The sequence below is a fragment of the Streptomyces sp. NPDC047043 genome (assembly GCF_040644055.1).
GTDB lineage: Bacteria > Actinomycetota > Actinomycetes > Streptomycetales > Streptomycetaceae > Streptomyces.
This window is the reverse complement of record NZ_JBEYVO010000007.1, coordinates 121,793-145,937: the sequence shown is the minus strand read 5'-3', so window position 1 is coordinate 145,937 and position 24,145 is coordinate 121,793. Positions and strand designations below refer to the sequence as shown.

At 71.6% G+C, this 24,145-nt stretch carries 25 protein-coding genes and 1 pseudogene; 21 read left to right on the top strand and 5 right to left on the bottom strand.

From position 1 onward, the window contains the following. Positions 1–11 precede the first annotated feature (11 nt). The gene (locus ABZ880_RS12930; protein ID WP_361260767.1) at positions 12–842 is read right to left on the bottom strand and encodes a pyrimidine reductase family protein; all 831 of its coding nucleotides are present in this window, start codon (positions 840–842) and stop codon (positions 12–14) included. A gap of 37 nt (positions 843–879) precedes the next feature. On the opposite strand from ABZ880_RS12930, the gene zapE reads away from it, so the two are divergent. From zapE to ABZ880_RS12880, 10 genes are all read left to right on the top strand, one after another. Further along, positions 880–1,986, top strand: coding sequence for a cell division protein ZapE (zapE, locus tag ABZ880_RS12925; RefSeq protein ID WP_361260765.1), 1,107 nt, complete (start codon positions 880–882; stop codon positions 1,984–1,986). Between the two features lie 165 nt (positions 1,987–2,151). Continuing rightward, positions 2,152–2,544 carry a hypothetical protein gene (locus ABZ880_RS12920; RefSeq protein WP_361260763.1) on the top strand — a complete coding sequence of 131 codons (393 nt, stop codon included), beginning with the start codon at positions 2,152–2,154 and terminating at the stop codon, positions 2,542–2,544. An 84-nt stretch (positions 2,545–2,628) separates the two neighbouring features. After that, on the top strand, positions 2,629–3,207 hold the full coding sequence (locus ABZ880_RS12915; RefSeq protein ID WP_361260761.1) for a carbonic anhydrase: 579 nt from the start codon (positions 2,629–2,631) through the stop codon (positions 3,205–3,207). 8 nt (positions 3,208–3,215) lie between these two features. Continuing rightward, positions 3,216–4,670, top strand: coding sequence for a SulP family inorganic anion transporter (locus ABZ880_RS12910; RefSeq protein ID WP_361260759.1), 1,455 nt, complete (start codon positions 3,216–3,218; stop codon positions 4,668–4,670). Between the two features lie 101 nt (positions 4,671–4,771). After that, entirely contained in the window at positions 4,772–5,560 is a 789-nt protein-coding gene (locus tag ABZ880_RS12905) for a slipin family protein (protein WP_361260758.1), read from the top strand. Between the two features lie 95 nt (positions 5,561–5,655). Continuing rightward, positions 5,656–7,023, top strand: a complete 1,368-nt coding sequence (locus tag ABZ880_RS12900; protein ID WP_361260756.1) for an alkaline phosphatase PhoX — start codon at positions 5,656–5,658, stop codon at positions 7,021–7,023. Between the two features lie 33 nt (positions 7,024–7,056). Beyond that, complete coding sequence (locus ABZ880_RS12895; RefSeq protein ID WP_361260754.1) at positions 7,057–7,611, top strand: YbhB/YbcL family Raf kinase inhibitor-like protein; 555 nt, start codon at positions 7,057–7,059, stop codon at positions 7,609–7,611. 16 nt (positions 7,612–7,627) lie between these two features. Next, on the top strand, positions 7,628–8,485 hold the full coding sequence (locus tag ABZ880_RS12890; RefSeq protein ID WP_361260752.1) for a PPK2 family polyphosphate kinase: 858 nt from the start codon (positions 7,628–7,630) through the stop codon (positions 8,483–8,485). A 48-nt stretch (positions 8,486–8,533) separates the two neighbouring features. Next, positions 8,534–9,376 carry a polysaccharide deacetylase family protein gene (locus tag ABZ880_RS12885; protein WP_361260750.1) on the top strand — a complete coding sequence of 281 codons (843 nt, stop codon included), beginning with the start codon at positions 8,534–8,536 and terminating at the stop codon, positions 9,374–9,376. Between the two features lie 18 nt (positions 9,377–9,394). Next, entirely contained in the window at positions 9,395–9,583 is a 189-nt protein-coding gene (locus tag ABZ880_RS12880) for a hypothetical protein (protein WP_361260748.1), read from the top strand. Between the two features lie 107 nt (positions 9,584–9,690). Here ABZ880_RS12880 and ABZ880_RS12875 read toward each other — a convergent pair. Next, a pseudogene (locus ABZ880_RS12875) lies at positions 9,691–9,909 on the bottom strand (ATP-binding cassette domain-containing protein); the annotation flags it as partial. 69 nt (positions 9,910–9,978) lie between these two features. Between ABZ880_RS12875 and ABZ880_RS12870 the strand changes: the two are divergent. The 8 genes from ABZ880_RS12870 to ABZ880_RS12835 all read left to right on the top strand — a co-directional run bounded on the left by ABZ880_RS12870 (position 9,979) and on the right by ABZ880_RS12835 (position 17,951). Continuing rightward, the gene (locus ABZ880_RS12870; protein WP_361260746.1) at positions 9,979–10,695 is read left to right on the top strand and encodes an aminoacyl-tRNA hydrolase; all 717 of its coding nucleotides are present in this window, start codon (positions 9,979–9,981) and stop codon (positions 10,693–10,695) included. Then, positions 10,686–11,330, top strand: coding sequence for a TetR/AcrR family transcriptional regulator (locus ABZ880_RS12865; protein WP_361261077.1), 645 nt, complete (start codon positions 10,686–10,688; stop codon positions 11,328–11,330). Before ABZ880_RS12870 ends, ABZ880_RS12865 begins: the two co-directional genes overlap by 10 nt. Positions 11,331–11,413: 83 nt before the next feature. Further along, positions 11,414–12,022: a TIGR03086 family metal-binding protein gene (locus ABZ880_RS12860; protein WP_361260744.1), complete on the top strand. Its 609-nt coding sequence runs from the start codon at positions 11,414–11,416 to the stop codon at positions 12,020–12,022. Positions 12,023–12,185: 163 nt separating this feature from the next. Further along, entirely contained in the window at positions 12,186–12,977 is a 792-nt protein-coding gene (locus tag ABZ880_RS12855; protein ID WP_361260742.1) for a DUF4142 domain-containing protein, read from the top strand. A gap of 124 nt (positions 12,978–13,101) precedes the next feature. Then, a complete protein-coding gene (locus ABZ880_RS12850) occupies positions 13,102–14,442 on the top strand; it encodes a DUF692 domain-containing protein (protein WP_361260740.1) in 1,341 nt (446 codons plus the stop codon). Positions 14,443–14,520: 78 nt separating this feature from the next. Continuing rightward, positions 14,521–15,291: a DUF4142 domain-containing protein gene (locus ABZ880_RS12845; RefSeq protein ID WP_361260738.1), complete on the top strand. Its 771-nt coding sequence runs from the start codon at positions 14,521–14,523 to the stop codon at positions 15,289–15,291. Positions 15,292–15,397: 106 nt separating this feature from the next. Then, a complete protein-coding gene (locus ABZ880_RS12840) occupies positions 15,398–16,159 on the top strand; it encodes a TIGR04222 domain-containing membrane protein (RefSeq protein ID WP_361260736.1) in 762 nt (253 codons plus the stop codon). Between the two features lie 154 nt (positions 16,160–16,313). Then, on the top strand, positions 16,314–17,951 hold the full coding sequence (locus ABZ880_RS12835) for an alpha/beta hydrolase (protein ID WP_361260734.1): 1,638 nt from the start codon (positions 16,314–16,316) through the stop codon (positions 17,949–17,951). A 44-nt stretch (positions 17,952–17,995) separates the two neighbouring features. On the opposite strand, the gene hemQ is transcribed toward ABZ880_RS12835, so the two are convergent. After that, complete coding sequence (gene hemQ / locus ABZ880_RS12830) at positions 17,996–18,727, bottom strand: hydrogen peroxide-dependent heme synthase (protein ID WP_361260732.1); 732 nt, start codon at positions 18,725–18,727, stop codon at positions 17,996–17,998. 4 nt (positions 18,728–18,731) lie between these two features. Further along, complete coding sequence (hemG, locus tag ABZ880_RS12825) at positions 18,732–20,246, bottom strand: protoporphyrinogen oxidase (RefSeq protein WP_361260731.1); 1,515 nt, start codon at positions 20,244–20,246, stop codon at positions 18,732–18,734. A gap of 160 nt (positions 20,247–20,406) precedes the next feature. On the opposite strand from hemG, the gene ABZ880_RS12820 reads away from it, so the two are divergent. Further along, complete coding sequence (locus ABZ880_RS12820) at positions 20,407–21,381, top strand: DUF4349 domain-containing protein (protein ID WP_361260729.1); 975 nt, start codon at positions 20,407–20,409, stop codon at positions 21,379–21,381. Positions 21,382–21,434: 53 nt separating this feature from the next. After that, a complete protein-coding gene (locus ABZ880_RS12815; protein ID WP_361260728.1) occupies positions 21,435–22,823 on the top strand; it encodes an FAD-dependent oxidoreductase in 1,389 nt (462 codons plus the stop codon). 56 nt (positions 22,824–22,879) lie between these two features. Here the strand turns inward: ABZ880_RS12815 and ABZ880_RS12810 are convergent, their stop codons facing one another. Further along, positions 22,880–23,200: a hypothetical protein gene (locus ABZ880_RS12810; protein WP_361260726.1), complete on the bottom strand. Its 321-nt coding sequence runs from the start codon at positions 23,198–23,200 to the stop codon at positions 22,880–22,882. A gap of 125 nt (positions 23,201–23,325) precedes the next feature. Here ABZ880_RS12810 and ABZ880_RS12805 point away from each other — a divergent pair, with 125 nt between their 5' ends. Further along, a complete protein-coding gene (locus ABZ880_RS12805; protein ID WP_361260724.1) occupies positions 23,326–24,144 on the top strand; it encodes a rhomboid family intramembrane serine protease in 819 nt (272 codons plus the stop codon). Position 24,145: the final 1 nt, after the last annotated feature.

Below are 24,145 nucleotides of genomic sequence, written 5' to 3'. Positions count from 1 at the left end.
CTGAACGATTTTCAAGTCCGCTGGTAGCGGCCGAACAGAAACCCCTCCTCCTCCAGCAGCGAGACCAGCCCGAACCGTTGCGGAACCGCGACAGTCGGCCCCCCGGCGATCCGCTGCGCATCCCCCGCGGTGAGCATCGGCGCCACCGTGAGGCACAGCTCGTCCAGCACCCCCGCCGCCACCAGCTGCCCGAGCAGCCGCGGACCGCCCTCGGTCAGCAGCCGCGTGTGCCCGAGCTCCCCGAGGGCCTGTACGGCACGGACGGGCTCCACACCCATCCCGTCACCGGCGATCACGACCCGCGCGCCCGCCTTCTCGGCGGTGGCGATGCGATCGGGGGCCGCCGCGGCGCCCGTGAGAACCAGGGTCGGCACCACCGGCGAGGTGAACAGCGGAAGGGAGAAGTCGAGGTCCAGGCTCGCGGTGACCACCGCGACGGCCGGCGCCGCCTCCTGCCCGGCCGCCTTCCGCGCCTCGGCGAACTCCGCACGCGCGCGTGCGGGCCGGTACGCCTCCTGACGTACCGTTTCCGCACCGACGATCACCACGTCCGCCAGCGCCCGCAGCGTCCCGAAGATCCGCATGTCGGCCGCGTTGGAGATGGGCTGGGACTTGCCGTCGTGCTGGGCGGCGCCGTCCAGCGTGGAGACCATGTTGGCCCGCAGCCAGGGCACGCGCTGCCCGCCGGCGACCGGCTCCGGGTAGGCGTAGGCGGCGGCGAGCTCGGCGAGACTCCACTCCCGGTCGGCCGGGGCGCCGGGAACACCGCCCCCACCGGCCGCACGCTCCTCGCCGGAAGCCGTCGGCACTGTCTGGTCGGTCACAGGGAACAGGCGTCGCATGTCGTGCAGTGTTCCACGACGCTTAGCATGGGTAACCGTGTCGTCCTCGCCTTCCGCACCCGGTATCGGTCCGATAGCCACCGCGGCCCCGCTGTCCCTGTGCGCCCGCACTCCGCACGTCCCCGCTGACCGCCTGGTCGCCGAGATGGTGCCGCCGCCGCGCTTCGACTCGGTCCGGTTCAGCACGTACATACCGGACCCGAACCAGCCCAGCCAGACCGAGGCCGTACGGGTCCTCGAGGGCTTCGCGGCCGGACTCGGCGGGGCACACGCCGTCGGCGGCGGCAAGCGCGGCCTCTTCGGCTTCGGCAGGCCCAAGGCGCCCAAGACCCCGGCCGGTCCCCGCGGCGTCTACCTCGACGGCGGCTACGGCGTCGGCAAGACCCACCTGCTCGCCTCCCTCTGGCACGCCACCCCGGCGGAGCCCGCGCTCAAGGCGTTCGGCACGTTCGTCGAGCTGACCAACCTGGTCGGCGCCCTCGGCTTCCAGCAGACCGTGCAGACGCTCAGCGGCCACCGGCTGCTGTGCATCGACGAGTTCGAGCTCGACGACCCCGGCGACACCGTCCTCGTGTCGACCCTGCTGGGCAAGCTCGTCGACGCCGGCGTCGCCCTCGCCGCCACCTCCAACACCCTCCCCGGCAAGCTCGGCGAAGGCCGTTTCGCGGCGGCTGATTTCCTACGGGAGATCCAGGGCCTGTCCGCCCGCTTCCGCACCCTGCGCATCGACGGCGAGGACTACCGCCACCGCGGCCTGCCCGAGGCGCCGGCGCCGTACTCCGACGAGCAGGTGACGAAGGCGGCGTACGCCACCGCGGGCGCCTCGCTCGACGACTTCCCGCACCTCCTCGACCACCTCGCCAAGGTCCACCCCAGCCGCTACGGCGCGCTGACCGACGGGCTGAAGGCGGTCTGCCTCACCGACGTCGAGGCGGTTCCCGACCAGTCGACCGCCCTGCGGCTCGTCGTCCTCGCGGACCGGCTCTACGACCGTGAAGTACCCGTGCTGGCCTCCGGGTTGCCCTTCGACAAGCTCTTCAGCGAGGAGATGCTGAACGGCGGCTACCGTAAGAAGTACTTCAGGGCGATTTCCCGGCTCACGGCTCTGGCCCGGGACGGCAAGAGGCTCGCCGAGAGCGACTAGATCAAGCCACCCCACCAGCGCATTTCAGGCTCTCTTCAGCTCGAAACGTTAAGTTAACCCTGCAAACAACTTTGCAGGGTTAACGTGTTTCTTGACCAGTCATTGACCCACCCTTGGTCATTGGCTGGTCAATGCGAGAAGTGTGAATCACCTGGAGGGGGGCGCATGTTCCGACGTACGAGGATCCGGACCACGTTCGCGCTCCTTGCCGCCGCGCTGCTCGCCCTCCAGTTCTTCGCACCTGCGGAGTCCTTCGCATCCGCGCACACGGTCCGTCAGGTCGAGGCCAAGGCCCAGCCCGGAATCAAACTGTCCGGCAAGGCGCTGCGCAGCGAGACACTCACGCACCGTCACTGCGACCACTCCGGAGGCCCGACGGGCCCCCTGCGCACCCGAGACCGTCACCGCGCGGTCGACTTCGCCCCCGAGGATCCCGAACGAGGCCTGCCGGCCGAGGACCCCGCGGCCGTACACCAACCGGCCGCGCCCAGGGCGCCGCGCACGTCGAGACCCTCGACAGCGCACTCTCCGGCAGCACTTCAGGTCTTCCGCTGCTGACAGCAGAGCAGTTTCTCTCTCCCCCACATCTGTCCTGCCCACACCGACGCGCCATTGCGGCGCGCCAGGAGGAGTCACCACATCATGCAGCCCCTCATCGACAACGCCCGTACGTTCGGACAGCGCCCTGAGGAGTTCGCCAAACTCGCCGAAGGCCAGTCCCCGCAGGTGCTGTTCATCACCTGCTCCGACTCCAGGGTCGTCCCGGCCCTGATCACCGGCGCCCGCCCGGGCGAGCTCTTCGAGCTGCGCACCGCCGGCAACATCGTCCCGCCGTACGCCTCCGAGCACCCCACCAGCGAGGCCTGCACCATCGAGTACGCCGTGGAGGTGCTCGGCGTCAGCGACATCGTGGTCTGCGGCCACTCCCACTGCGGCGCCGTCGGCGCCCTGGTGCGCGGCGACGACCTGACCGCCGTACCGGCCGTGCGCGACTGGCTGTCCAACGCCACCCCGCGTCCGGCGGGCACGGTCGAGGACCCGACCGTCACCGAAGGCGTGCAGAGCCACGTCCTGACGCAGCTGCTGCGGCTGCGCTCGTACCCGTACATCGACAAGAAGCTGAAGGATCGTCAACTGACCCTGCACGCCTGGTTCTACGAGGTCCACACCGGCACCGTCCTGGCGCACGACGCCGCCACCGACGCCTTCTCCTCCCTGTGAGCGCCGCGATGACCAAATACCCCCACCTGCGGCAGGACTTCGCCGCATCGCTGGTCGTCTTCCTCGTCGCGCTCCCGCTGTGCGTGGGCGTGGCCGTCGCCTCCGGTGTCCCGGCCGAACTCGGCCTGGTCACCGGCATCGTGGGCGGCATCGTCACCGGCCTCATGCGCGGCAGCAGTCTGCAGGTCTCCGGACCTGCGGCCGGTCTGACCGTGCTGGTCTTCGAGGCGGTGCAGGAGTTCGGGCTGCCGGCCCTGGGCGTGATCGTCCTCGCCACCGGTGTGCTCCAGCTCCTGATGGGCGCCCTGAAGCTGGGGCGTTACTTCCGGGCCATCTCGGTCTCGGTGGTCGAGGGCATGCTGGCCGGCATCGGCCTCGTGCTGATCGCCGGGCAGCTGTACTCGATGGCGGACGCCAAGGCGCCGTCCTCGGGCCTGGCGAAGATAGCGGGCATTCCCGAGGCGCTCGTCGAGGCCGTCGGGAACACGGGCGCGCCGGCCTCCCTGGGGCTCGGCGCGGGCACCATCGCCGTACTCGTGCTGTGGAAGCGGATGCCGAAGCAGGTGCGCACCATCCCCGGACCGCTCGCCGCCGTCGGTCTTGCGACCGTCGCCGCGCTGATGTTCTCCCTGCCGGTGGCCACCGTCGAGGTGCAGGGCCTGCTGGGCTCCATCCAGCCGCCCCCGCTGAGCGCCTTCGGCGACCTCGCGAACATCGGTCTGCTCGGCACGGTCGTGGCGTTCACGCTGATCGCGTCCGCCGAGTCGCTGTTCAGCGCGGCGGCCGTGGACCGGCTGCACGACGGTCCGCGCACCGAGTACGACAAGGAACTGATGGCGCAGGGCGCGGGCAACGCGATCTGCGGTGTGCTGGGCGCCCTGCCGATGACCGCGGTCATCGTGCGAAGCGCGGCGAACGTCCAGGCGGGCGCGAGGACGAAGGCGTCCCGTGTGATGCACGGCGTGTGGCTGCTGCTGTTCGCGGCCCTGCTGCCGGGCGTCCTCGCCTACATCCCGATCCCGGCGCTCGCGGGCATCCTCGTGTACTCCGGCGCCAAGCTGATCCCCGTCCGCGAGATCGTGTCCCTGTGGCGCGAGCACCGCGGCGAGGCGCTGATCCTGGTCGTCACCGCCGTGTCGATCGTCGCGGTCAGCATGTTCGAGGGTGTCCTCATCGGTCTGGCTCTCGCCGTCGTCAAGACCGCCTGGGAGGCCTCGCACATCAAGCTCGAGGTCATCGACAAGGGCGCGGGCCCGGTCCAGACGTACCTGTCGGGCAACGCCACGTTCCTGCGGCTGCCGAAGATCCTCGACAGCCTGGAGGCGCTGCCCCAGGACCGCCCGGTGGAGCTGGACCTGTCCGGCCTGCACCACCTGGACCACGCCTGCCGTACGGCACTGGAGAACTGGGCCGAGCGGCACAGCGCGGTCGGCACCGAGCCGGTGCGGGTCACGACTCCGTAGCGCACGGGCGGCTGGTCCCGGGTCCGTCATGGCCCGGGACCAGCCACCGGGCATATCGTTACAGGAGCAGACATACGAGGCCTCTCACAGAGGAGGTCGTGATGGTCCCTGAGCTGGTGACGGCGGCCGTGGCGGCCGGTACCGCCGGGCTCGTCTACCTCGCCGCGGCGGCGAAGGTCGTCAAGCAGTACGAACGCGGGGTGGTCTTCCGGCTCGGGCGGCTCACCGGCGCCGTACGAGAACCCGGCTTCACGACGATCGTGCCGTTCGTGGACCGGATCAACAAGGTGAACATGCAGATCGTCACGCTGCCGGTGCCGGCCCAGGAGGGCATCACCCGGGACAACGTGACGGTGCGCGTGGACGCCGTCGTCTACTTCCGGGTGGTCGACGCGGCGAGCGCGCTGGTCAAGGTCGAGGACTACAAGTTCGCGGTCTCCCAGATGGCACAGACGTCCCTGCGCTCGATCATCGGCAAGAGCGAGCTGGACGATCTGCTGTCCAACCGCGAGAAGCTCAACGAGGGACTGGAGCTGATGATCGACAGCCCGGCCGTCGGCTGGGGCGTGCAGGTCGACCGGGTCGAGATCAAGGACGTGTCGCTGCCGGAGTCGATGAAGCGCTCCATGGCCCGCCAGGCCGAGGCCGACCGCGAGCGCCGGGCCCGCATCATCAACGCGGACGCCGAGCTCCAGGCCTCCAAGAAGCTCGCCGAGGCCGCCGAGCAGATGTCCGATCAGCCCGCCGCTCTCCAGCTGCGGCTGCTGCAGACGGTCGTCGCCGTCGCCGCCGAGAAGAACTCGACACTGGTGCTCCCCTTCCCCGTGGAACTGCTGCGGTTCCTGGAGAAGGCGCAGGAACACCCGCCGGACCGGCAGATCGAGAAGTGACACGTGCTACGCGCGTGGTTCCCGCACCGCGTGACGGGTGATAGACACAGCGGCGTCACAGTTCCTGTCCGCCAGCAGGAAGGTTGCACCCCTTCATGTCTGCAACACGACGTCAGATCCTCGCCCGCAGCGGTGCCCTGGGAGCCGGCATCGCCTTCACCGGAGCCCTCTCCGAACTCTTCGCCGGAACCGCCGCCGCCCAGCCCGTGGGCCACACGGGCTACGGCCCCCTGGTCCCCGACCCCGGCGGCCTGCTCGACCTCCCGAAGGGCTTCCGCTACCAGGTCCTCTCCCGCGAGGGCGACCAACTCCGCTCGGGAGAAGGCACCGTCCCCTCCAACCACGACGGCATGACCGCCCTGCCCGCGAGAGGCCCGCGCGTCCACCTGGTCCGCAACCACGAGAACCGCCCCACCGCGAAGTACGCCGTCCCGACCGTCGCGGGCCTCACCTACGACCCCGCGGGCAAGGGCGGCTGTACGGCCCTCACGCTCGACGGCCGCAACAACGTCCTGTCCGAACGGGTCGCCATCGCCGGTACGGCCGTCAACTGCGCGGGCGGGCCCAGCCCTTGGGGCACCTGGCTGACCTGCGAGGAGACCGAGGACAAGGCCGGCACCAACGGCTACACCAAGGACCACGGCTTCATCTTCGAGGTCGACCCGTCCGACCCGCACCGCACGGGCGCCGTACCGCTGACCGCGATGGGCCGCTTCCAGCACGAGGCGATCGCGATCGACCCGCGGCACGGGATCGTCTACGAGACCGAGGACGCGTTCCTCAAGCCCTTCGGCCTCTTCTACCGCTTCCTGCCCAACAGGCCCCTGGGAGGCGTCGGTTCACTGCGCGCGGGTGGCCGGCTGCAGGCGATGCGCGTGCCCGGCGTACCCGACCTGTCCGCGATCCAGGAGCCGGGCGCCACCTTCGACGGCATCGAGTGGGTCGACGTGCCGGACCCGCTCGCCGCCCAAACCCCCGTCCGCCTGCAGGACTTCGGCCCGAAGGGCATCACGCACGCGCAGAAGCTGGAGGGCTGCTACTGGGGCGGGCGGTGTGTGTACTTCGTGTCGTCGTTCGCGCACAGCGCCGAGGGCTCGGCGGCCGACCACTACGGCCAGATCTGGCGCTACGACCCCTCGTCGCGCCGCCTGACCCTGGTGATCGTCTTCGGCCCGGACACCGACGTCCAGCTCCCCGGCGAGTCCCCGGACAACATCTGCCTCGCCCCGAGCGGCGGCCTCATGGTCTGCGAGGACGGCAATGGCGCCCAGCACGTCTTCGGCGTGACGAGGGGCGGCGAGGTGTACGCGATGGCGCGTGGACGGCAGAACATCGGCACCCCGGACGCACCGGAGTGGGGCGAGTTCGCGGGCGTCACCTTCTCCCCCGACGGCGGCACGATGTACGTCAACTGCTACACACCCGGCACGACGTTCGCGGTGACGGGTCCTTGGCGCAGGTAGCGGGGACCCAGGGGCGCGACTAGCGTTCCGCCCATGGACCGCAGGCTCGTGATCGTGGCCGTCGCGGCGGCGATGGGGCTCGCGTCGGGCTGCGGGGACGACGGGAAGGATTCCTCCGTCCCCGCACCCAGCGCCTCGCACCGCATCGCCGTGTCGAGCTCCGCCTTCGCCGACGGCGGCACGATCCCGCGCCGCTACACCTGCGACGGCGAGAACGTGTCGCCTCCCCTGGCCTTCTCCGGCATCCCGGCCACGGCCACCACCCTGGCCGTCCTGGTCGAGGACCCCGACGCCCCGCACGGCACCTTCATCCACTGGCTGCTCTGGAACGCGGACGCGAAGAAGACACGGTGGGCGGCCGGCCAGGTGCCGCAGGGAGCGACCCAGGGCCGCAACGGATTCAAGAAGCAGGGCTACGGCGGCCCCTGCCCACCCAAGGGCAGCGAACCCCACCACTACGTCTTCTCGGTCTTCGCCACCGACCGCACCCTCGACCTCCCCTCCGACGCCTCGACCGACGACCTGAAGCGGGCCCTGGCCGACCACACCCTGGCCTCGGGCACCCTGACCGGCCGCTACGGCCGCTGACCGGAAGGGACCCGCCGTGGAGAAAGGGAAAGCCCCGAGAGATCTCCGCCGGCTGCTGCGCGTGCCCGCCGGCAAGCGGATCGACCTGTCCACGTACGGCACCCGCGCGACACCTGCCGGCCCGAAGAACAAGCAGGCGGGCCGGGCAGCCACCGCCCGCATGGGCAAACGCCTCGCCGACCTGCAGGAACGCCTCTGGGCGGCCGCCACCACGGGCGACCGCCGCCGGTTGCTCCTGGTGCTCCAGGGCATGGACACCAGCGGCAAGGGCGGCACGGTGAAGCACGTGGTGGGCCTGTTCAACCCGGCGGGCTGCCGCGTCATGGGCTTCAAGGCCCCCACGCCGGAGGAACGGGAACACCACTTCCTCTGGCGCGTCGAGAAGGAGCTCCCCCGCCCCGGCGAGATCGGCGCCTTCGACCGCTCCCACTACGAGGACGTCCTCGTGGCCCGCGTCCGCGCCCTGGCCCCGCCGGACGAGATCGAGCGCCGCTACGAGGAGATCAACCGCTTCGAGCAGTTCCTCGCCGACGACCGCGTGACCGTGATCAAGTGCTTCCTGCACATCTCCTACGAGGAGCAGCGCCACCGCCTCCTGCGCCGCCTCGACCGCCCGGACAAGCGGTGGAAGTTCAGCCCCGGCGACATCGACGACCGTGCGCTGTGGCCCGCGTACCAGGAGGCGTACGAGATCGCCCTGCACCGCTGCACGGCCCCGCACGCCCCCTGGTACGTGATCCCTGCCGACCGCAAGTGGTACCGCGACTGGGCAGTCGCACGCCTCCTCCTGGAACACCTTCAGGCCCTGGATCCGCAGTATCCGGAGCCGGACTACGACGTGGCTGAGAGCCGGGAGCGGCTGCTCGGCGAGTGAAGCGCGCCGGTCCGCCATTCGACCGATTTGTACGGTTATGTTCATGCGGTGATCATTCGAGTACGACAAGTGGCCGCCGCCTGCGCACTCGGCGCCCTCCTCACCGCCTGCGGCGCCCCCGACGCGCCCCACGCCGCCCGCCCGGCACCTTCCGCGACCTCCGCCGCGGCGTCCCGGCCGCCGACTCTCGCCCCGGGGCCCGCCGGTCTGACCCCCGTCTTCAAGAACGGCCCGCGCACGCAGGGCAAGACGGTCGCGCTCACCTTCGACGCCGACATGACCGCCGACGAGGGCACGAGGGCGGCACGCGGCGAGCGGTTCGACAATCCGCAGCTCATCGCGACGCTACGGGCGCTGAAGGTGCCGGCCACCGTGTTCATGACCGGGCGGTGGGCCGAGCAGTACCCGGTGCAGGCCCGGTCGATCGGGCGGGACCCGCTCTTCGAGGTCGCCAACCACTCCTACAGTCACTACGCCTTCACCGGTGACTGCTACGGGCTGCCGACCGTCGCCGAGGACCGGATGCGCTCGGACGTGGAGCGGGCGTACACCGCGTTCCGCAAGGCCGGAGTGCCGGACGCGATGCCGTACTTCCGCTTCCCCGGCGGCTGTTACGACCAGCAGGCCCTGAAGTCGCTGGCCTCGACCGGCGTCACCGCCGTGCAGTGGGACGTGGTGAGCGGGGACGCGTTCGCGACGGACGCCGACGCGGTGGCCCGGCAGGTGCTGGAGGGCGTGCGTCCGGGCTCGGTCGTCGTCATGCACTGCACGCGCAGTGCCGCCCCGGCGACCGAGCGGGCCGTGCGGACCGTCGTGCCGGAGCTGCGCAAACAGGGCTTCCGGTTCGTGAAGGTGTCCGAGCTGATCGGGGCCGAGGACCGCCTGCGGTGACCGGCTTACGCTGGAGGCATGAGCGACGACAGCGACGACGCGTACTGCCTGATCGACGCCACCAGGCCGCCGAAGGCCGACGGGCCGCCGTATGCGGAGTGCGTGCTGTGCCGGGAGCCGACCGAGTATCCGGAGTCGTACAAGGGGATCACGATGTGCCCGGTCTGCGAGTGGCAGGAGGCGCAGCGCACGGCCTGTTCGGGGTGAACCACCTGGTCAGGGCGACCGGCCGGAGGTGAGCGCGCAGGCCGCCGCGGCCGCCGCTGCCGCGAGGACGGCGGCCGCCGCCAGCGGCAGAAGGGGCACCGGGATCTTGGGACGTAGGCAGTGCGGGGGCGGCCGGTGATACGGCCCTCACTGGGGGCGTCCATTCCGGCGAGGAGGCGGAGGAGGGTGGACTTGCCGGTGCCGTTCGGTCCTTCGACGCGGGTGAGGGTGGCCGGGGGGATGGCCAGGTGGACGCCGCGCAAGACCCAGGGGCCGCGGAAGCCGTAGCGGCGGCCGACGTCGTCCAGCCGTAGATCGCGTTGCACGGTGCCATCCTCTCGTGCGGTGGGATCGCACCCGGAAGAACCGATCTTCCGACTGGCAGACTTGTCCTCGTGAGTACGGACGAGACCACCGCCCAGGACAGCCCTTTCCGGTCCGAGCCCAGCGCACGCGACGCCGCACCCCAGTTCGTGCTGCCCCTCGTCGTGCGGATCGAGAAGGCGGCGCCGCCTGCGCGGACCGATGCGTTGGAGACCGCCGCCCGGGCCGTCCTGGTCGTCCTCAGTGACGAACGGTCCGTCGGGGACGGTGAGTGGGCGCAGGTCATGAGCGACTGGCAGGATGCGCGGATCCGGAAGGTCGTGCGGCGGGCCCGTGGTGCCGAGTGGCGGCGGGCCGAGGCGTTGCCCGGGATCACCGTGCAGGGGAAGTCGGCCGAGGTGCGGGTCTTCCCGCCCGTGCCGCTCGACGGATGGCCCAGGGAACTGGCCAAGTTGCAGGTCTCCGGCACCGACCTCGACGACCCCGAGCCGCCGGTGGAGGCGGATCCCGCGCAGCCCGTGCTGTGGCTGAACCCCGACCTCGACATGTCGGCCGGCAAGGCCATGGCCCAGGCGGGGCACGCTGCCCAACTGGCCTGGTGGGAGCTGTCGGACGAGGAGCGGGCCGCCTGGCGCGACGCCGGTTTCCCCCTCGCCGTGCGGACCGCGGACCCGGCGCGCTGGGGGCAACTGACCGGCAGCGGGCTGCCGTTGGTGCGTGACGCGGGGTTCACCGAGATCGCCCCCGGCTCCTGCACCGTGGTCGCCGACCACCCGGCATTGCGATGACCCGCCTCGACGGCCGGGTCGAACGGGGCAACCGCACCCGGCAGTTGGTGTTGGGCCGTACCGTCGAGATCGCCTCCGTCGAGGGGCTGGAGGCCCTGTCCGTCGGGCGGCTCGCTACGGAGTTGCAGCTCAGCAAGAGCGGGGTGTTCGCGCTCTTCGGGTCGAAGGAGGAGCTGCAGCTCGCCACCGTGCGCGAGGCGGGCCGTATCTTCGCCGAGCGCGTGGTCCGTCCCGCCGAGGAGGAGGCGGCGGGGGTCGGCCGGGTGTGGCGGTTGTGCGAACTGTGGCTGGAGTACTCGCGGGGCCGGGTCTTCCCGGGCGGCTGCTTCTTCTACGAGGTGATCGCCGAGTTCGACGCCCGCACCGGGCCGGTGCACGACGCCGTGGTGCGCGCCCAGCGCGGCTGGACGGCCCTTGTGGAGCGCACGATCGGCGAGGCGTGCGATGCGGGAGAGCTGCACGCCGACACGGACGTGCCCCAACTCGCCTTCGAACTCGTGGCGTTGATGGAGACGGCCAATGTGGTCTCGGTGCTGCACGGCGAGGAGAGCGCCTACCGGCGGGCCCGGGTGGGCATCGCGGCGCGGCTGCGGGCTGCTGCGGTCGATCCGGAGCAGGTTCCTCAAGTTCCCTGAGCCGCTTGCGCGTTGACGGGTACCGGGATGGCCGTCGCGAAAAACAAGTAGCACGACCGTTCGCATAGTTTTAGGCTCGGGTCATGACTGTCACCGAAGCGGACATCGTCGAACTGGACCGGGTCGCCGTGCGCGAGGCGGTTCGGGTGGTGGATCTGGCGCAGGGCGAGGACTGGGAGCGGGACACCCCGTGTGCGGGGTGGACCCTGCGGCGGCTGGTGGCGCACATGGCGGCGCAGCATCACGGGTTCGCGGCCGCCGCACGGGGTGCGGGGCGGGAGGCGGTGCACTGGCGGGAACCCGACGACATGAGCGAGCCGGCGCATGTGCACCGGGCGGCCGCGGTGGAGGTGCTCGGCGCCTTCGGTGAACCCGGCGTCCAGGAGCGGGAGTTCGCACTGCCGGAGCTGGGCGGGAGCTTTCCCGGGCGGATGGCGATCGGGTTCCACTTCATGGACTACGTGGTGCACGCCTGGGACGTCGCCGCCACGCTCGGGGCGCGGGTGGAGCTGCCGGACGAGGTGCTCGACGCGGCACTCGCCGTGGCCCGGCTCGTCCCGACCGATCCGGCGCGGCGGGGACCGGGGTTCGCGTTCGCGCCCGTGGTGGAGGGGCCCGCGGGGGCAGGTCCGCTCGAGGAGGCGCTGCGGTTGCTCGGGCGGGCGCCGGAGCAGTGGCCCACGCGGACGTAAAGGCCGCACGAATTCGCAGGTGAGAGCCGTGCGACTTTGCCATCCGTTTAATTCTTTACCCGTTGTTTGAACAACGGGGATCTCCCAGGCGTACCTCCTGGCACGGCGCCGGCCAAGCCCCTTGCGCCGAAGACCAGTTGGTTTTTCACCCCGGGAGGCACCTTTGAGCGTGCGCATCAACGGCACGGCACTCCTCATCGCGGCCCTCGTCGCCACCCTCGGCGCGCTCGCGTTCCCCGTGTGGTCGTACGCCGACCGTTCGGGCACCGGCCAGGCGAACGTGGCGGCGGGGACCGTGAACACCCAGTGGGGTCCGCTGACCGCCGCCGACCGCGATCTGATCGTGCGGGTCCGGCTGGCCGGGCTGTGGGAGCTGCCGGCCGGGCAGCAGGCGATCCAGCGCGCGCCCAGCCAGGCGATCAAGGAGGCCGGCGACCATCTGATCGTCGGCCACACCGACCTCGACAAGCGGGTCCGCATCGTGGCGGCGAAGCTCGGCGTCGAGCTGCCGAACCAGCCGAACGAGCAGCAGCAGGGCTGGCTGCAGGAGATGACCGCGGCTTCGGGCGCGGAGTACGAGTACAAGTTCGTCAACCTGCTGCGCGCCGCGCACGGCAAGATCTTCCCGGCCATCGGTACCGTCCGGAACTCCACCCGCAACACGCTCGTACGGCAGCTGGCCTCGGACACCAACCAGACGGTCCTCGACCACATCACGATCCTGGAGAAGACCGGGCGGGTCGACTTCGACGCCATCGCCAACGACTCCGTGGCCGGCACCACCGCCAGCCCGACCGGCCCGTCTGCGCCGGTCCCCGGCCAGGTCGCGCCCTCGGCACCGGCCGCCGAGGCCACCGGTGACGTCAGTACGACCTCCCGGCCGTCGCCGGGCGCACCGGGCACGGTCAACACGGGCCGGCCGGATCCGGTGGATTCGGAGGGCGTACTGCAGTGAACCGCGCGAGCCGACCGGAACCTCAAATGTTGCTCTGAAGGTTCCGGGGGCGGGATTCGGGTCCCGGCGGCGGGGCCATACCCCCGTCACGTTCTTCGAGGAGACGGCAGGGAGGGGACGGACCATGGAGCGACTGGGAACGGGCATCGGGTGGCGGCCGGAAATCGCCGACGCCGTGGAGCGCATGCCGGGCATCGACTGGGTCGAGGCCGTGGCCGAGAACGTGTGCCCCGGGCACCTCCCCGAGTCGCTGCAGCGGCTGCGCGAGCGCGGGGTGACCGTGATCCCGCACGGCGTCTCGCTCGGCCTCGGCGGTGCGGACCGGCCCGCCGCCGGGCGCCTGGCCGCGCTGGCCGAGCGGGTGGAGGCGCTGGGCGCTCCGCTGGTCACCGAGCACATCGCGTTCGTACGGGGCGGGGGGCCGCTGACGGCGTCGCCGCTCCTCGAGGCCGGGCATCTGCTGCCCGTGCCGCGCACCCGGGACGCCCTCGACGTGCTGTGCGAGAACATCCGCATCGCGCAGGACGCGCTGCCGGTGCCCCTCGCCGTCGAGAACATCGCCGCGCTGATCTCCTGGCCGGGCGAGGAGATGACCGAGGGGCAGTTCCTGTACGAGCTCGCCGACCGGACGGGCGTACGGCTCCTGATCGACGTGGCCAACCTGCACACCAACCACGTCAACCGCGGCGAGGACCCGGCCAAGGCGCTCGCCGAGCTGCCGCTGGAGGCCATCGCCTACGTCCATGTCGCGGGCGGCTTCGAACGCGACGGCGTCTGGCACGACAGCCACGCCCACCCGGTGCCGCAGCCGGTCCTCGACATCCTGACCGACCTCGCGTCCCGGGTCTCACCACCGGGAATGCTGCTGGAGCGGGACGAGAACTTCCCCGAACCGGCAGTGCTGGAAGAGGAGTTGGAGGCGATTCGGGGGGCTGTGGAGAAGGGGCGGGCTGCACGGGCGGAGGCAGTGACGGGAGAGACGGCGGACGTGGACACCGTCACGCCGTCCGCAACGCCCGCTCCCGCCCCGACGTCCGCCTCCTCCACCGATGCCGCCCGTCAGCGGCTCGGCCTCGCGCAGGCCGCCCTGTTGTCCGCGCTCGTCGCCGGGACCCCGGTGCCGGAGGGGTTCGACCGGGTGCGGCTCGGGGTGCAGGCGCGGGCGCTCGCCGGGAAGCGGGCCGATGTCGTGGGCAAGATCGCGGCGGAGCTGCCGGAGATCCTCGGCGAGGCGTACCGGCCCGCCTTCCTCGCGTACGCCCACGGGCACCCGATGAGCGACGGCTACCGCCGGGACGCCCTGGACTTCGCCGAGCATCTGCTGCTCGGCGGGCGACTGGAGGAGGGCCGGGCCAGGCAGGAGCTGCGGGAGTGGTGGCTGGAGCGGTCGGGGCCGGTGCCGCGATCGCAGCGGCCGACCGTGCGCATCGCGCGGGCCGCACGGAGGGTGCTGCTGCACCGCTGAGTGTGCCCAGGACAACAGCCCGCGGAAGCGGTGCCTCCTGAACCCCGCAGTAATATGCGATGCCGTACAGGAGGCACCATGCGACCGCGACCACCCGTCACCGGCCGAGGCATAGTCAGCGGCACCGGGGTCATCATCATCGGCCTGACGGCCACCCTGCTGGCATTGATCTTCCCGATCTGGTCGTACGCCGACCGGTCCGGGGCCGGGACCGACGCCGACGTGCTGAACGCCCAGACCGTGTCGACGCAGTACGGCCCGCTGTCCGCCCTCGACCGCGACTTCATCACGAAGGTCCGGCTGGCGGGCCTGTGGGAGCTGCCCGCCGGCCGGCAGGCCGAGCAGAAGGGCACCACCGAGGCCGTACGGACGGCGGGGCGGCACCTCGTCGAGGGGCACACCTTCCTGGACCAGCGGGTACGCGACGTCGCGGCCAAGCTCGGGCTCGGGCTGCCGGACGAGCCCAACCCCCAGCAGAAGGACTGGCTGGCGACCCTGAACGCGGCTCAGGGCACGGACTACGACCGTGATTTCGCCAACATCCTGCGGCTGGCGCACGGCAGGGTGTTCTCGGTCGTCGCCCAGGTCCGTGCGAGCACCCGCAACTCGCTGGTGCGTGAGCTCGCCGACGACGCGAACACGACCGTGCTGGACCACATCAAGGTCCTGGAGGCCACCGGGTACGTCGACTGGGACGCCCTGGCCCGGGACATGGCCGCCACGAGCACTCCGCCGCTCACCAACTCCCCCGGCCCGACGACCGATCCCGGCCAGGTCGTCCCGGTCACACCGTCGGCGGCCGGGACCTACACGCTCCCGCCGGCCGCCTCCAGCCCGCCGCCGCAGTAGCGAGGGTCCGCTTCAGGACAAACGGAACGTCACGTGCAGGCAACGCTCCGTCCGTATTGTGAACAGGCCATGGCGTTTCCCTGGGCCTTTGGCATAGAAACGCGGCATGTTCTGGGTACTTCTCCTGCTGCTGGCCTGGGCCGTCGCCGGCACAGCGTGTACGCGGCTGTGCCTGGCCGCCGTACGCGCGGCGGCCGTCGACGAGGACTCCCGGGATCACGATCTGACGCTCTACGAAGCCGCGTTCCTGTCCGGCGGACCCGAGCGGGTCGCCGATCTGACCATGGTCTCCATGGCCCGGCAGCGGCGGCTGCTGCTCGCCCACACCGGGTGGGCGACGGTGGTCGATCCGCGCGGGCGGGACGACATGGAGCGGTCCGTCATAGGGGCCATCGGGCCCGAGGGGCAGAACCGCATCGAACCGGTGCGGGCCGCCGCGGCCTCCGCGGACGCGGTCGCCGGTCTCGCCGACCGGCTGGTCAGCGCGGGTCTCGCCGTGCCCGCCGGTGCCCGGACCACGGTCGCCGCCGGGGTGCGCCAGGTGCAACTGGCCGCGGTCGCCGTCCTCGCCCTGGGCGCGATCGCGCTGCTGGTGCCCGCCCAGCCGGACATGCCCCGCGGCCTGGTCGCCCTGTGGTTCGCGCTGCCGCTCGCCCTGACCCTGAGCTGTCTGGCCGTCGCCCGCATCGAGGTCCACCCGTACTCGCGCTGGGCCTCCCCCGCCGGGCAGCGACTGCTCGGCACCCTCCCCAGGCGCGCCGGGAACAGCGACGACCGCACCTACCTCACGACCGTCGCCGTACGAGGCATCCGCGCGGTCGGCGAACCCGACGTACGCGCCGCCTTCGCGCACCGGGAGCACACATAAGGCCTGCCGATCACCGAGGCACATCCTGGCGCGAACCGCAACCCGGGGGCGCATAGGAGGCATTGGGGCCGACACCGCCGGGGCGGTGCTTGCCTTCGACGATCATCGAACGAAACATCCCTTTTGTCGCCGCCGTGCACCGAAGGGATACGTCATGCGAGCTGCCGCCCTCTACTCGGCCGCCGGATCCTTGCTCCTGGCCACCCTCTCCGCCGCCCCGGCCGGCTCCGCACCCGGCACACCGGAAGCGGCCGAGTCGAGAGGTACGGCGGTGGCCGCCGCACGCGCGCGCGCCGCCGGCATCGACTTCGGGAAGTGCACCGACATGCAGGACATGCCGGGGACCATGGAGTGCGGCACGGTGTCGGTTCCGCTCGACTACGCGCAACCCCGCGGCAAGCAGATCAAACTGGCCGTCAGCCGGGTGCGGGCCACGCACAAGGATCCGGGCAACAGCAAGCACCGGGTGCCCCGGCAGGGCTCCCTGGTCTACAACCCGGGCGGCCCGGGCGGAGACGGTCTGTACTTCCCGCTCGTCGGCCTGCAGCCGAAGTGGAAGCGCCTCGCGGCGGCCTACGACCTGATCGGCTACTCCCCGCGCGGCGTCGGCCGGTCCGCACCGCTGTCCTGCGAGGACCCCAAGCGCTTCTTCAAGTCACCCTCGGAGGCGCCGTCGTTCCCCTCGGAGTCGTACAAGAAGGAGCGCATCGCGGAGGCGCAGGCCTACGCGCGCGGGTGCGCCAAGCGGACGGGCAGCGCGCTGCGGTTCTACAACTCCCTCAACAACGCCCGCGACCTGGACGTCCTGCGGGCGGCGCTGCGCGAGAACCGGCTGACGTTCATGGGCGCCTCGTACGGCACCTACTTCGGGGCGCTGTACGCGACGCTGTTTCCCTCGCACGTGCGGCGGATGGTGTTCGACTCGGTGGTGAACCCGTCCCAGGAGCAGATCTGGTACCGCAACAACCTCGACCAGTCGGCCGCGTTCGAGAGCCGCTGGGCGGACTTCCGGGAGTGGGTCGCCCGGCACGACGACGTCTACGGGCTGGGAAGGACGGCCGCGGCCGTCGACCACAACTACAAGAAGGTGAGCGCGCAGCTCGCGGCCGAACCGGCGGGCGGCAAGGTCGGGCCGGCGGAGCTGCAGAGCGCGTTCCTGCAGGCCGGGTACTACGACGACTACTGGCCGCTGCGCGCGCAGGCGTTGTCGGCGTTCGTGAAGGGCGACCCGAAGCCGCTGATCGAGCAGGCCGGGCCGACCACGGAGGCGGCGGCCGAGGCGGAGAACTCCAACGCGGTGTACACGGCCGTCGAGTGCAACGACGCGCCCTGGCCGACGGACTTCAGGGTCTGGGACCGGGACAACACCAGGCTCGCGCGCATTGCGCCCTTCGAGACCTGGGACAACGTGTGGATGAACCTGCCGTGCGCCTACTGGCAGGCGCCCCGGCAGCAGCCCCTCGACGTGCGGACCGGGCCGGGTGAGCTGGCGCCGACGCTGATCCTTGCCGCCGAGCGGGATGCGGCGACGCCGTACGACGGGGCTCTGGAGCTGCACCGGCGGCTGTCCGGCTCGGTCCTGGTGACGGAGCGGGACGCGGGCACGCACGGCATCGGGGGCGGCCCGAACCTCTGCATCAACGGCTTCCTGGACGCGTATCTGCTGGAGGGCCGGCTGCCGGAGCAGCGCGCGGCCTGCGCCCCGCACGCGGAGCCGCAGCCGAAGACGGCGGACGACCGTTCCCAGTCGGCGCCCCTGAAGGAGTCGCCGAAGGGGAAGGCCCGAGGCTGAGAGCGAGTGTCCGGACCCCGCCCGGGGTCCGGACACAGCCTTGGCTACGCCAGGCCCGCGACGAGCTCGGCGATGTCCTTGCGGCGCCCCGTGAAGAACGGGACCTCTTCACGGACGTGCATCCGGGCCTCGGAGGCGCGCAGGTGGCGCATGAGGTCGACGATGCGGTACAGCTCGTCGGCCTCGAAGGCCAGGAGCCACTCGTAGTCGCCCAGCGAGAACGACGCGACCGTGTTGGCGCGCACGTCCGGGAAGCCGCGGGCCATCTTGCCGTGGTCGGCGAGCATGCGGCGGCGGTCCTCGTCGGGCAGCAGGTACCAGTCGTAGCTGCGCACGAACGGGTAGACGCTGATGTAGTTGCGCGGCGTCTCGTCGGCGAGGAAGGCCGGGATGTGCGAGCGGTTGAACTCGGCGGGGCGGTGCAGCGCCATGTTCGACCAGACCGGCTCCAGGGCGCGGCCCAGCTTGGTGCGGCGGAAGAGGTTGTACGCCTCCTGCAGCTGGTCGCTGGTCTCCGCGTGCCACCAGATCATGAGGTCGGCGTCGGCGCGCAGACCGGACACGTCGTACGTGCCGCGGATCGTCACGTCCTTCGCGGCGAGCTGGTCGAAGAGCTCCTGGACCTCGTCGGCGTAGCCCGCGCGGTCCTCGGGCAGCACGTCCTTCAGCTTGAAGACGGACCACAGGGTGTAGCGGATGACCTCGTTGAGGTCCTTGGCCAGCTTGCCCTTGTTCGCGATCCGGTCGGGGGCAGTGGTGGGGGCGTCGTCACTCATGCGGCTATTCTCCCGCTCCGCCGTGCAGACTCTGCACCGGGTTGGCGGTGAGCTCCTCCACGCCCGCCCGTCGCCCACCACCACCCTCAACCGAAGCGCTTCGCGCTGCACCTCTTGATGCCAGATCACCACCGATCTGATCCACGGCCGCGTACGCGCTCGCGATGCAGGCCGGGATGCCGACGCCGTCGTACTGCGCGCCGCACACGGCGAGGCCCGGCAGCTTGGCGACGTGCTCGCGGATGCGGGCCACGCGCGCGTGGTGGCCGACGGGGTACTGGGGCAGGCCGTCGGTCCAGCGGGTGACGCGGGTTTCGAGGGGGGGCGCGTCCAGTCCGGTGGCCTCGCGCAGGTCGTGACGGGAGACGTCCACCAGGCCGGCGTCGTCGCGCTGGAGGATCTCGGTCTCGCCGTACCGGCCGACGGAGGTGCGCAGGACGACCGTGTCCGGGTTCCCCTCGGCGATCCAGCCCCACTTCTGGGAGGCGAACGTCGACGCCTTGATGGTGCGCCCGTCGACCGGCGGCACCAGGAAGCCGCTGCCCCCGGGGAGGGCGGTGTCGGTGCGGCGGTAGGCGAGGGTGACCAGGGCCATGGACGCGTACTCGACGGCGGCGAGCTCGGTGGCGGCCTCCGGTGCCTCGGGGCGCAGGAGGCCGGCGGCCGCGGGCGCGGGGACGGCCACGACGACGGCGTCCGCCTGCAGCACGCGGTCACCGGCGACGACACGCCAGCCGCCGGGTGCCTCGCGGCGCAGTTCCGTCACCGGCGTCCCGGTCAGGATCTCGCCGCCGCGCGCGCGGACCGACTCCGCCACCGCGAGCGGCAGGCTGCCGACGCCGCCCCGGATGCCCATGAAGACCGGGCCGGTCTGCTGGGCGGCGGCCATCCTGGCCTGGATCTCCCGGACCCCTTCGGTGAGCGAGTCGTGGGTCTTCGCGACCTGGTACAGCTGCGGGACCGCCGAGCGCATCGAGATGCGGTACGCGTCGCCCGCGTAGACGCCGCCGAGGAGCGGCTCGACGAGGCGGTCGACGACCTCGCGGCCCAGCCGCGCCGCCACGTACTCCCCGACCGCCACGTCGTCGCCGACCTCCGTGCGGGGCAGGTCGGCGTCGCGCTCGATACGGGCCAGGCCCTCGTCGGAGAGGACCCCGGTCAGGGCGGAGGCGGTACCGGGGACGCCCATGAGGTGGCCCTTGGGCATGGGGCGCAGGGCGCCGCGGGTCCAGATCGAGGCCGTCGCGGTGGCCGGCGGCTGCAGGCGCTCGTCGAGGCCCACCTCGCGCGCGAGGGCGACCGCTTCGGGCCTGCGGGCCAGCATCGACTCGGCGCCGAAGTCCACCCGCGCGTCCGCGATCTCGCCGGGCAGCAGCTTGCCGCCGACGCGGTCCGACGCCTCCAGCACGGTCACCCGCGCACCGCGCTGCAACAGCCGATGGGCCGCGGCCAGCCCGGCGATCCCGGCTCCGATGACGACGACCTGCCCCGTACCCGTACGAGTCTCCTCTTCGCGCATGACGTCAAGCCTCTCAGACCCCACTGACAGCGCGCCCGCGGCCCGGTGTCCTTCACGAGTCCCGACCGTGACCGCATCGGGACCGTCCGGGTCCAACGTCCGGGCCCCTCCCGGCGTCGAAGGAGCGTCAGTCGTCACGACCCTCGGGGGGTACCGCCACATGCGCGCACTTCATTCCGTACGACCGGTTCAGGCCCTGGCCGCGCTCCTGCTGGCCGCGGCCCTCGCGCTGGCCGGCTGCAGCGGCGCCAACGACTCCTCCTCCAGCGACGCCGGCGGGGGCGGGGACGCCAAGGCGGCCGCACCGGGCGCCCAGCAGGAGGGCGCGTCGGGCAGCGGCAAAGCGGACGGCAGCAGGAAGGCGCCCAAGCTCACCGCGAGCCACATCATCCGTACGGCCTCGCTGACCGTGCAGGTCAAGGACGTGCCCAAGGCCCTGGACGAGGCCCGCACGACCACCGAGAACGCGGGCGGCTACGTCGGCGACGAGACCACCAGCCGGGACGAGAAGGGCCACGAGCGCACCCGCGTGGTCCTGCGCGTGCCCGTCGACAAGTACGACGAGGTCCTCGCCGACCTCCAGGGCACCGGCAAGCTCCTCGACCGCACCGCGAAGGCCGAGGACGTCACCGACCAGGTCGTCGACGTGGACAGCCGTATCAAGTCGCAGCGGGCGAGCGTGGCCCGGGTGCGCGAGCTGATGGACCGGGCCACCAAGCTCAGCGATGTGGTGGAGCTGGAGGGCGAGTTGAGCAGCCGGGAGGCCGACCTGGAGGCGCTGCTCGCCCAGCAGGCGTCCCTGAAGGACCGCACGAGCCTCGCCACGATCACCCTGTCGCTGTCCGAGACGCCGGTGAAGAAGGCCGCCGAGGACGACGACCCCGGGTTCGTGGACGCGCTGGCCGGCGGCTGGGGCGCGTTCTTGACGATGCTGCGCTGGCTCGCCGTGGCGTTCGGCGCGGTGCTGCCGTTCGCGGCGGTGGCGGCCCTGGTCGTGCTCGCGTGGCTGCGGCTCGTCCGGCCCCGGCTGCCGCGCCGCCCGGCCCCCGCACCGGCGACGAGCGCGCTGGGCCCGCTGCCGACGGCCCGTCCGGCACCGCAGGCCCCGAGCCCGCGGGAGCACGACGAGGACTGATCCACAAGGTAGGGCAGCGGACCTGAAATGCCCTGCCCCCGTAGCGTGTTCACATGGACATGAGCGCTGCGCGGGAACGACTGGTCGTGATCGGTGGCGACGCCGCGGGGATGTCCGCGGCGTCGCAGGCACGTCGGCTGAAGGGCCCGGACGAGCTGGAGATCGTGGCCTTCGAGCGCGGCCACTTCACCTCGTTCTCGGCGTGCGGCATCCCGTACTGGGTCGGCGGCGACGTCGGGGAGCGGGACGAGTTGATCGCCCGTACGCCCGAGGAGCACCGCGGGCGGGACATCGACCTGCGCATGCGGACGGAGGTCACCGAGATCGACGTGGCGGGCCGCCGGGTACGCGCGCGTGACGTCGATTCCGGGGACGAGTCCTGGACGTCGTACGACAAACTCGTGATCGCGACCGGTGCCCGCCCGATCCGCCCGGACATGCCGGGTGCGGACGCTCCCGGAGTCCACGGCGTGCAGACCCTCGACGACGGCCAGGCGCTCATCGACTCGCTCACGCGCACGCGTGGCCGTCGCGCGGTCGTCGTCGGGGCGGGCTACATCGGCGTGGAGATGGCCGAGGCGCTCATCAACCGCGGCTACGAGGTGACGGTCGTCAACCGCGGCAGCGAGCCGATGTCCACGCTCGACCCGGACATGGGTCGGCTGGTGCACGAGGCCATGGAGGGCATGGGCATCACCATGGTCAACGACGCCGAGGTCACCAAGGTGCACACCGGCGAGGACGGCCGGGTGCGGGCGGTCGCGACGGAGGACGCCGAGTACCCGGCGGACGTGGTGGTCCTGGGCATCGGCGTACGCCCGGAGACGGCGCTCGCGAAGGCGGCCGGTCTGCCCCTGGGCACCCACGGCGGCCTGCTCACCGACCTCGCCATGCGGGTGCGCGGGCACGAGAACATCTGGGCCGGCGGCGACTGCGTGGAGGTCCTCGACCTGGTCTCCGGCCAGGAGCGCCACATCGCCCTCGGCACCCACGCCAACAAGCACGGCCAGGTCATCGGCACCAACGTCGGCGGCGGTTACGCCACCTTCCCGGGCGTCGTCGGCACCGCGGTCTCCAAGGTCTGCGACCTGGAGATCGCCCGCACGGGCCTGCGCGAGAAGGACGCGCACAGGGTCGGACTGGAATTCGAGACGGTCACCATCGAATCGACGAGCCGGGCGGGCTACTACCCGAACGCCTCCCCGATGACGGTGAAGATGCTCGCCGAGCGGCGAACGGGCCGCCTCCTGGGAGTCCAGATCGTCGGCAGGGAGGGCGCAGGCAAGCGGGTGGACATCGCAGCGGTGGCTCTGACGGCCGGGATGACGGTGGAACAGATGACGGCGCTGGACCTGGGCTACGCACCCCCGTTCAGCCCCGTATGGGATCCGGTCCTGGTCGCCGCGCGCAAGGCATCCAAGGCAGTGCAGCAGCTGCCGTAAAGGGGCGCGGGGAACTGCGCGAGCAACCCCCCGCGACCTGCACCCGACAGCGACTCCTAAGCCGACCCGTTGATCCGCTCGATCGCCTGCCGCGCCTGCTCCGCCGGAGGCCGCGGCGGCAACGACGACACGGACGCCGTGGACGTCACCGCCGCCGGCTGCTCCCCCGCCGGCTTCGCATGCGCGGCGCTGCGGACCGACCGCAGCCGCTGGCTCACCGCCTCGTCCAGCGTCACCGGTCGCTGCATCTGCGCAGCCAGCCGTCCGGCCTCCTGGCCGAGCCGGGCGACGTCCTCCCACGGCAGCTTCACCACCAGGGAGATCTCCGCCTCGCCATCGGGCGTTGCGTGCATCGGAGGAGTAACTCGGTCGTTCATCGCCTGTTCCTCACGTCGTCCCCGCGACCCGCCTTCCCCGTGCCGCGGGCGGTTGAGGAGTCATACGCACGCACGCGTACCGGTGTTCACCGATTCGCCCGGCGCATCGGGGGCACTAATTCCTTGTGGTCATCCCCGTCCATGACGTGAACCCGGTGCGCCGCACCCCGTGGGTGACGTACGCGCTGATCGCCGCGAACTTCTACGTCTTCCTGTCCACGCCCGGCTTCGCCGGTTCCGTGACGGGCGAGAGCAGCCTGTCCCAGCTGTGCCACCTGCAGGCGTTCCTGGACCACTATGCCGCGGTGCCAAGGGAGTTGATCCACCATCAGATGCCGCAGGTGGTGCCGACGGGCGACGTGGGCCCGCACGGCGCGGGCTGTGTGGTGGCCCCGCCGGGCTACGACAAGTCCCCGGCCGTCAGCGTCCTCACGGCGTTGTTCCTGCACGGCGGCTGGCTGCACCTGCTGGGCAACATGCTGTTCCTGCTGATCTTCGGCAACAACGTCGAGGACCGCATGGGCCACATCAGGTTCGCGCTGTTCTACGTCGTCTGCGGCTACGCGGCTTCGTACGGCTTCGCGCTCCTGAACGACGACTCGGGCGACCCGCTGATCGGCGCGTCCGGCGCCATCGCGGGCGTCCTGGGCGCCTATCTGGTGCTGTATCCGAAGGCCAGGGTGTGGGTCCTCGTGCCCTTCCTGATCTTCCTGCCGCTCAGACTGCCCGCGTGGCTGGTGCTGGGCTTCTGGTTCGTGCTGCAGGCGTTCTACTCGTCCGGCGAGGGCGTCTCGAAGGCGGGCACGGTGGCGTACGCGGCGCATGTCGTCGGCTTCCTCGTCGGCATGCTGCTCGCCTGGCCGCTCAAGCCGGGCACTCCACCGCCACCGGAACCGCGCGGCCTGCTGTTCGGCAGGAAGGCGCGGCCCCGGCACACCTGGTGAG